At 47.0% G+C, this 9,195-nt stretch carries 6 protein-coding genes, 2 tRNA genes and 2 rRNA genes (1 of these 10 only partly in view); all 10 read left to right on the forward strand.

Going from position 1 to position 9,195, the window contains the following annotated elements:
* Positions 1-93: 93 nt before the first annotated feature.
* The gene (locus tag EYS13_RS14270) at positions 94-618 is read left to right on the forward strand and encodes a helix-turn-helix domain-containing protein (RefSeq protein ID WP_227764047.1); all 525 of its coding nucleotides are present in this window, start codon (positions 94-96) and stop codon (positions 616-618) included.
* A 39-nt stretch (positions 619-657) separates the two neighbouring features.
* On the forward strand, positions 658-1,557 hold the full coding sequence (locus EYS13_RS14275; RefSeq protein WP_227764048.1) for a quinate 5-dehydrogenase: 900 nt from the start codon (positions 658-660) through the stop codon (positions 1,555-1,557).
* A gap of 12 nt (positions 1,558-1,569) precedes the next feature.
* Positions 1,570-2,655 (forward strand): shikimate dehydrogenase, encoded by a 1,086-nt coding sequence (locus EYS13_RS14280; RefSeq protein ID WP_227764050.1) that lies wholly within the window; start codon positions 1,570-1,572, stop codon positions 2,653-2,655.
* A 204-nt stretch (positions 2,656-2,859) separates the two neighbouring features.
* Positions 2,860-3,336, forward strand: a complete 477-nt coding sequence (gene greA, locus EYS13_RS14285) for a transcription elongation factor GreA (protein WP_227764052.1) — start codon at positions 2,860-2,862, stop codon at positions 3,334-3,336.
* A gap of 48 nt (positions 3,337-3,384) precedes the next feature.
* Entirely contained in the window at positions 3,385-4,902 is a 1,518-nt protein-coding gene (lysS, locus tag EYS13_RS14290) for a lysine--tRNA ligase (RefSeq protein WP_227764054.1), read from the forward strand.
* A gap of 241 nt (positions 4,903-5,143) precedes the next feature.
* Entirely contained in the window at positions 5,144-5,302 is a 159-nt protein-coding gene (locus tag EYS13_RS14295; RefSeq protein WP_227764056.1) for a hypothetical protein, read from the forward strand.
* 543 nt (positions 5,303-5,845) lie between these two features.
* A 16S ribosomal RNA gene (locus EYS13_RS14300) occupies positions 5,846-7,405 on the forward strand.
* Positions 7,406-7,740: 335 nt separating this feature from the next.
* Positions 7,741-7,817 (forward strand) — tRNA-Ile (locus tag EYS13_RS14305).
* A gap of 88 nt (positions 7,818-7,905) precedes the next feature.
* Positions 7,906-7,981: transfer RNA gene (locus tag EYS13_RS14310), tRNA-Ala, on the forward strand.
* Between the two features lie 326 nt (positions 7,982-8,307).
* Positions 8,308-9,195, forward strand: a 23S ribosomal RNA gene (locus tag EYS13_RS14315) (it continues 2,213 nt past the right edge of the window).
* Together the 16S and 23S rRNA genes with 2 tRNA genes alongside form the textbook arrangement of a ribosomal RNA operon.

Below are 9,195 nucleotides of genomic sequence, written 5' to 3' on the forward strand. Positions count from 1 at the left end.
TTCTTTTATTCGCAAAAAGGCGAAAACTTGCCTTATTTTCATAAGTTTGCTAAAATTTAGTTGTACACAATCTTGTGCACAGGGGGGATGGGAATGCATTTGCTGCGGATCGGAGATAAGCTGCTGGACCGGGAACGCATCATTACAACCATAGATGAGATTTTAAACTTGCGCTTGCAGGGTTTATCCCAGCAAGATGTGGCCAACCGTTTAAATGTAGACCGCACGTTTATCTCCCGCCTGGAAGGGATTGGGGAAGTCAGAAGGGGCGGTAAAGTAGCGGTTGTTGGTTTCCCTATTGCCAATAAAAAAGAGCTGGAACAAATATTGGAGGAAGAAGGAATAGAGTTTTACCTGATCATGACTGATGAGGAACGCTGGCGATTTATCAGCGACAAAACAGGTCAGCAGCTGCTAAATGATATTATGGACCTGATTGCTAAAGCCAGGGCCTTTGATGTCATACTTGTGATAGGCTCAAATTACAGGATTAAATTGTGCCAGGCATTGGTGGACAAAGAGGTCGTAGGAGTGGAAATCGGCATATCCCCCATTCAGGAAGATGTATATGTTGACCCCGAGACAATCAGGAAACTGGTTAAAACATTGAAAAGGTAATATACCCCTGCAGTGTCAGTTAGGGAGGATTGGTTAAGCATGAAAAGGGTTGTAAGTGTAAGCCTTGGTTCCTCAAAACGGGACCATAAAGTAGAGACAGAGATTTTAGGAGAAAAATATACAATAGAGCGCAGAGGTACTGATGGCGATATGGCCAAAGCAGTAGCAGTTATACAAGCATTGGACGGAAAAGTAGATGCCTTTGGCCTGGGGGGGACGGATTTATATATTTATGCCGGAGAAAAGCGCTACGTAATTCGCGAAGCGGCTCAAATCGCCAGGGCTGCCCAACATACTCCGATAGTAGATGGCAGCGGGTTAAAAAACACTTTGGAACGCAAAGTGATTGCATATTTGAAGTCCGAACTGGGCATGGTATTTGACAATGTACCTGTATTAATGGTCTGCGGCGCTGATCGTTTCGGCATGGCCCAGGCATTAGTCCAAAGCGGCGCGCGACTTACCTGCGGGGACCTGATGTTTGCTCTGGGTCTTCCTATCCCGCTGCGCTCTCTCAAGTCCCTGGACATGGTGGCCAAAATCCTGGCTCCCATTGTATGTCAATTGCCTTTTAAATATTTGTATCCTACAGGCAGCAAGCAGGAAAAGACTGTTCCCCGTTACAGCAGATATTACCATGAGGCCGATATCATAGCGGGGGATTTTCACTTTATTAAAAAATACATGCCGGATAACCTTACAGGTAAAACTATTTTAACCAATACGGTAACCAAAGAGGATGTAGAATTGCTAAGGGGCAGAGGAGTGAAACAGCTGATTACTACCACCCCCGAACTAAACGGCAGGTCCTTTGGTACCAACGTGATGGAAGCCGTGTTGGTGGCAGCGGCCGGTAAGCGGCCTGAGCAGATGACGCCTGCGGACTATGAAGATTTGTTGGACCGGATCGGGTTTAAACCTAGGGTCGAGATTTTGTAAGGGGGTGCGGACGTGAACAAGTTTGCTTTCATGATTCATCCGCTGGATGTGCATGATGTGGCCAGAAAATTTCCTTTAGCGAAAAAACTTCCCGACAGTCTGGTGGAAAATGTATTCCGGTTCTTTCCACCTGTTAAAGCTTCCCATATCACCGGAGTTAAATCCGCATATGCCGAGACAGAAGGCTATTTTGTTGGCTGCACGTTGACAACCCGGCAAATGTTGAATTTGCCTGAAAGATATGTGCTCAAAAAAATTATTGAAACAGGGAAATTGGCGGAACAATTGGGGGCTAAAATTTTAGGGCTTGGCGCAACTACTTCCGTAGTAGGTGATGCCGGTATAACCGTGGCCAAAAACCTCAGGATTGCAGTTACAACAGGCAACAGCTATACGGTGTACACAGCCTTGGAAGGAACCCGTAAAGCGGCGGAAATTATGGGGGTAGACCTGGCTGAAGCGGAAGTAGTTATTATTGGCGCAACAGGTTCCATAGGAGCAATTTGTGCACGTATAATGGCCAGAGAAACAAGGTATATTACACTGGTAGCCAGGAATTTGGAGAAGCTGGAGGCGTTAGCCCGGCAGATTATGCTGGAGTCAGGCTTGGCAGTAAGCATTACTACAGATGTTAAAAAAGCTTTATCCAAAGCGGATATAGTTATAACAGTTACTTCTTCCGCTGAAACTATAATTCAACCCGAGTATTTAAAACCGGGGGCGATAGTATGTGACGTTGCCCGGCCAAGGGATGTATCCAAAAAAGTTGCTGAACTGCGGGATGATGTCCTGATAATAGAAGGCGGAATGGTGGAAGTTCCGGGAGACGTAAATTTCAATTTTAACTTTGGTTATCCACCGAAACTGGCGTTGGCTTGCATGGCCGAAACCATGATTTTAGCCTTGGAAGGAAGATTTGAAAATTTTACTTTGGGTCGGGAGCTGACTTTGGAGCAAGTGGAGGAAATTGGAAAGCTGGCCAAAAAACATGGGTTTAGACTTGCTGGTTTCCGAAGTTTTGAGCGCCCTGTAGAAGAACAGCAAATTGAATCCATCCGGCAAAAAGCGTTTGCCAATCGGGTTGCTCTTAGAGCATAGGCGCTAAAAACCTTGACAAATATTGTTAGCGTTTATATAATAGCCTGTGAAGAAGGAGACTGAATTTAGGCAAGCACTGTTTCCCCTTTGGTGGGGTAAGCAGTGCTTGTTATGGTAGTAATGGGTCGTTTTCACAGATTTAACTTAAATGTAATATCATACTATTGATTCCGGGGCAAGAAACATAAAAAGGAGCGGGAAGGTATGTCAGAAAAAGAAGTCATTTTGACAGTCGAGGGGTTAAAAAAATTAGAAGAGGAATTGGAGTACCTAAAATCCGTTAAACGCAAGGAAGTTGCTGAGAGGATTAAGCAGGCTATTGAATTTGGCGATATCAGCGAAAATTCCGAGTATGAAGATGCCAAAAACGAGCAGGCATTTATCGAAGGGAAAATTTTAACCCTGGAGAAAAAGCTGCGCAATGCCAGGGTTATTGAGGATAACGACGTAGCCACTGACGTGGTTTCCCTAGGTTCAAAAGTGCTTTTAAAGGATTTGGAATACGATGACGAGTTGGAATATATTCTGGTAGGTTCAATGGAAGCCGATCCGGCGGAAAACAAAATTTCAAATGAATCTCCTGTGGGCAAAGCCATTTTAGGGCAGCGGATAGGCACCATAGTTGAAGTCAACGTACCTGCCGGTGTCTTGAAATACCAGATACTTGATATTAAAAGATGAGTCGGTCAGGGGACACACCTCTTTTGAATGGATGTGTTTTCAGGAGGTATGTCCCCAACTACCTCTCATTTTCAATTTTGCAGCCGGGAGGAATTTATAGTGGATGCCGAATTAAATGAACTTATGCAAGTGCGCCGTCAAAAGTTGGACGAGCTTAGGAATGCAGGTATAGATCCTTTTGGCCAGCGTTATATGCGTACCCATATGGCCCAAAATATACTGGATAATTTTGCAGAACTGGAAAATCAGGTTGTGGCTATTGCCGGACGTATTATGGCTAAACGAGGGCATGGCAAAGCTAGTTTTGCCCATGTCCAGGACCTCAGCGGGCAAATTCAAGTGTACGTGCGCCTTGACGATGTAGGTGAATTTACATACCAGATGTTCACCAAACTGGATATTGGCGATATTATAGGCATAAAAGGCAAGGTCTTTAAAACCAAAATGGGAGAAACGACAGTCTGGGCCGAGGATGTGGTGCTTTTAACAAAATCTTTACGTCCCCTGCCTGAGAAATGGCATGGTTTGAAGGATGTGGAGATCAGGTACCGTCAGCGCTACGTAGATCTGATTGTGAACCCGGAAGTAAGAAAAACTTTCATCGTTCGCAGCAAAGCTATTAAAGCCATGAGGGAATTCCTTGATTCCAAGGGCTTCCTCGAAGTAGAAACCCCGGTGTTGCATCCTATTGCCGGAGGAGCTGCGGCCAGGCCATTTATTACCCACCATAATGCTCTGGATATTGACCTTTACATGCGGATTGCATTGGAACTGCATCTCAAACGACTGTTAGTAGGTGGCTTAGAGCGGGTCTACGAAATTGGCAGGGTATTCCGCAACGAGGGTATTTCAACTCGTCATAATCCGGAATTTACCATGATGGAGTTATATCAAGCCTACGCGGATTATGAAGATATGATGGCACTGACTGAGGAACTGGTAGCTTATGTGGCCCAGGAGGCATTAGGGACTACCGAAATTGTATACCAGGGTGAGGTATTGAACTTAACACCCCCGTGGCCCAGGATAACCATGCTGGATGCAATTAAGAAATACACTGATGTAGACTTTACCACCATACAAACCGATGCTGAAGCAGTGGCAATCGGGGAAAAATTTAATATTGACGTGAAAAATAATCGAACTAAAGGTAAAATTATCAACGAAATGTTTGAAACATATGTTGAGCCTCATTTGATGCAGCCTCATTTTATTATTGATTATCCTTTGGAAATCTCACCATTGGCCAAGCCCAAAAAAGATAATCCTGAATTTACCTACAGGTTTGAGGCATTTATTGCCTGCCGTGAATTGGCTAATGCTTTTTCCGAGCTCAACGACCCAATTGACCAAAAAGAGCGGTTTGTAGCCCAGGTAAAACAAAAGGCTGCCGGTGACGAGGAAGCCCATCCTATGGATGAAGATTTTATCAGGGCTTTAGAGTATGGTATGCCGCCGGCAGGCGGGCTTGGGATTGGAGTTGACCGCCTGATCATGCTGCTCACCGATGCGGCTTCTATTAGGGATGTGCTTTTATTCCCCACAATGAAACCAAGAGAAGAATAAAAAATTAATGGCACCTGCTGGTCAGGTGCTTTAGTTTTTATTTTGGGGAGTACCGCATAAAATTGCTGCTAAATATATAGTTTAGTAATCCGGTTAATTTAGACTTAGTTAAGAATCAAAAAAATAACTAGACAAAAAACGGAAAAATTAGCAAAAAAAAGAACCCGCTTTGCTTGCATATCATAAGATGTATTACACCACTGGTGGTTATAAAAAATTAATGTGAAAGGAGCAAATGACATTGGAACATGAAAAGGTAAAGGAAAAGGAAAAGGAGTGTAACTGCTGCATTAAAATTGAAGATAGTATTGTAATAATAATTTGCGACGAAATTGAAATTGACAAGATAAAAAACTGGCTTGATACAATTGTGGGTGAAAAAGGCAATAAGAAATTCTGATATGCGCAAGTGTAAGCCGCTGCTGGAGGATAAATGAGTATTAACCGGTAGCGCCGCGAATGGGAGCGAGCCATAAGTAAAACTTAGGGGTCGCTCCCTTACATATATGGAAAAGCAAAATATTTTTAGTAAAAATACGTTCCTTTTAACCGCAAGCTTAGGCAGGAACATAACTTTACAATATTAGGTTTTACTATAATTCGGACATTAAATATTGCAATTTAGAGCAACTTATAGACATCGTGAAAAAAAGGCAGTTGACAAAAGGGTCGGGACATGGTAAGATAAATTTTGTCGCGCGGGGGCAAAAGCCCAAGCCGCAAGCTGGTCTTTGAAAACTGAACAGTGGAAGACGACATGCCCGATTCTTTTAGCCGTCAGCCAAGAGCTCATAGCTATCAGCTAGAGTGGGGCTGGCGAAGAAATGAATCGAAAGAGAAACTCGTGAAGAGAAGACAATCGAGCCGATTGAACAAACCAAGAAAAAAGGCAGCGGAAAGTTTTTAGCTGAAGGCTGAAAACTGGAAGCTGATAGCCTAGATATCTATGGAGAGTTTGATCCTGGCTCAGGACGAACGCTGGCGGCGTGCCTAACACATGCAAGTCGAACGGGCCTTTATGAATAGCTTGCTATAAGTAAAGGCTAGTGGCGGACGGGTGAGTAACGCGTGGGCAATCTACCCTATTGACCGGGATAACAGCGGGAAACCGGTGCTAATACCGGATAAGCTTGTCCCAAGGCATCTTGGGGCAAGGAAAAGGAGGCCTCTGGAATAAGCTACCGCAATAGGATGAGCCCGCGTCCCATTAGCTAGTTGGTGGGGTAACGGCCTACCAAGGCGACGATGGGTAGCCGGCCTGAGAGGGTGACCGGCCACACTGGGACTGAGACACGGCCCAGACTCCTACGGGAGGCAGCAGTGGGGAATATTGCGCAATGGGGGGAACCCTGACGCAGCAACGCCGCGTGAGTGAAGAAGGCCTTCGGGTCGTAAAGCTCTGTCAAGAGGGACGAAGTCTATGCTGCGAAAAGCGGTATAGGTGACGGTACCTAAAGAGGAAGCCCCGGCTAACTACGTGCCAGCAGCCGCGGTAATACGTAGGGGGCGAGCGTTGTCCGGAATTACTGGGCGTAAAGGGCGTGTAGGCGGTTAATTAAGTCAGGTGTGAAAACTCTGGGCTCAACCGAGAGGTTGCATCTGAAACTGGTTAACTTGAGGGTAGGAGAGGGAAGTGGAATTCCTAGTGTAGCGGTGAAATGCGTAGATATTAGGAGGAACACCAGTGGCGAAGGCGACTTTCTGGCCTAACCCTGACGCTGAGGCGCGAAAGCGTGGGGAGCAAACAGGATTAGATACCCTGGTAGTCCACGCCGTAAACGATGGGTACTAGGTGTAGGAGGTATCGACCCCTTCTGTGCCGTAGCAAACGCACTAAGTACCCCGCCTGGGGAGTACGGTAAGGCTGAAACTCAAAGGAATTGACGGGGGCCCGCACAAGCGGTGGAGCATGTGGTTTAATTCGACGCAACGCGAAGAACCTTACCGGGTCTTGACATCCCCTGAAACACACGAAAGTGGAAATAGCCATTTGGCACAGGGAGACAGGTGGTGCATGGTTGTCGTCAGCTCGTGTCGTGAGATGTTGGGTTAAGTCCCGCAACGAGCGCAACCCCTACCTTTAGTTGCCAGCAAGTGAGGTTGGGCACTCTAAAGGGACTGCCGGTGACAAACCGGAGGAAGGTGGGGATGACGTCAAATCATCATGCCCCTTATGATCCGGGCTACACACGTGCTACAATGGGCTGTACAGAGGGAGGCGAAGGAGTGATCCGGAGCGAATCCCAAAAAGCAGCTCTCAGTTCGGATTGCAGGCTGCAACTCGCCTGCATGAAGCCGGAATCGCTAGTAATCGCGGATCAGCATGCCGCGGTGAATACGTTCCCGGGCCTTGTACACACCGCCCGTCACACCACGAAAGCTAACAACACCCGAAGCCGGTGAGCTAACCGCAAGGGGGCAGCCGTCGAAGGTGGGGTTGGTGATTGGGGTGAAGTCGTAACAAGGTAGCCGTATCGGAAGGTGCGGCTGGATCACCTCCTTTCTAAGGAGAAAAGCTTAAGGGTATGACAAAAGGTCAGCCAACAGCCGACAGCCGACAGCAAAAAGACCCAAGAGAAAAACTTGGGAAAAAAGCTGATAGCTAATAGCTGAAGGCTGGACCAAGAAGTAATACCAAAGAGCACTCCAGGTCGATAATCGGGCATAAAAAACCACTGTTTAGTTTTCAGAGACCAGAAGTCTCTGGGGTATGACAAAAGGTCAGCGATTAGCCTGCAGCCGTCAGCCAAAAGACCCAAGAGAAGAACTTGGGAAAAAGCTGACAGCTGATAGCTGAGAGCTGAAGGCCAGAGCAGTAAGTAATACCTAAGCGAATAAGGGCCTATAGCTCAGCTGGTCAGAGCGCACGCCTGATAAGCGTGAGGTCGGTGGTTCAAGTCCACCTAGGCCCACCAGAAACTAGTTTTGAGTTAAGGGAGTTGAGTATTGAGTTTGAAAAAAATAACTCAAAACTCAAAATTCAAAACTCAACACTAGAAAAGTGGGGGTGTAGCTCAGCTGGGAGAGCACCTGCCTTGCAAGCAGGGGGTCAGCGGTTCGATTCCGCTCATCTCCACCACTTAGCTTTAAGGTATGACAAAAGGTCAGCGATTAGCTGGCAGCCGTCAGCCAAAAGACCCAAGAGAAGAACTTGGGAAAAAGCTGACAGCTGAGAGCTGAAGGCCAGAGCAGTAAGTAATACCTGAAAGCAAAAGGATGTTCTTTGAAAACTGCACAGCGAGGAAGTGACTACGGAAAGCGAACGAGAGGAAGCGAGAAGTAGTACACGCAGGTAGAAAAAAGGATTCAATCCACTAGGCGAGTCAAGAGTTAAGAGTTAAAAGTGAAGAGTTAAGAGTTGAAAAAAACTCAAAACTCAACACTCAACACTCAAAACTCAAGGATGGTCAAGCTAGGAAGGGCACACGGAGGATGCCTAGGCGCTAAGAGGCGAAGAAGGGCGTGGTAAGCTGCGAAAAGCTTCGGGGAGCCGCAAGCAGGCCGAGATCCGGAGATACCCGAATGGGGGAACCCTACGGGAGTAATATCCCGTAACCCTATGCTGAAGAAAATAGGCATAGAGGAGCGAACCTGGGGAACTGAAACATCTTAGTACCCAGAGGAAGAGAAAGAATAATCGATTTCCTAAGTAGCGGCGAGCGAAAGGGGAAGAGCCCAAACCAAGAGCGAAAGCTTTTGGGGTTGAAGGACTCTCGGTAAATAAGTTGGAAGCTAGCCGAAGAGGTCTGGAAAGGCCCGCCACAGGAAGTAGTAAAGCCTTGTAGGCGAAAGCGGAAGACTTAAAGAGAGTATCCTGAGTACCACGGGACACGAGGAACCCCGTGGGAAGCAGGGAGGACCACCTCCCAAGGCTAAATACTCCTTAGCGACCGATAGCGGAGAAGTACCGTGAGGGAAAGGTGAAAAGCACCCCGGGAGGGGAGTGAAAGAGGACCTGAAACCGTGTGCTTACAAGCAGTGGGAGTACCCGAGAGGGTATGACCGCGTACTTTTTGTAGAACGGACCGGCGAGTTACGATAACAAGCGAGGTTAAGCGGAAGGAAGCGGAGCCGGAGCGAAAGCGAGTCTGAATAGGGCGAAAGTTTGTTGTCGTAGACCCGAAACTGAGTGATCTACCCATGTGCAGGGTGAAGCGGGAGTAATGTTTCGTGGAGGCCCGAACCGACCGACGTTGAAAAGTCGGCGGATGACGTGTGGGTAGGGGTGAAATGCCAATCGAACTCAGAGATAGCTGGTTCTCCCCGAAATAGCTTTAGGGCTAGCCTCGGGCG

Source organism: Zhaonella formicivorans (genome assembly GCF_004353525.1).
In the GTDB taxonomy this organism is placed as follows: domain Bacteria; phylum Bacillota; class DUOV01; order DUOV01; family Zhaonellaceae; genus Zhaonella; species Zhaonella formicivorans.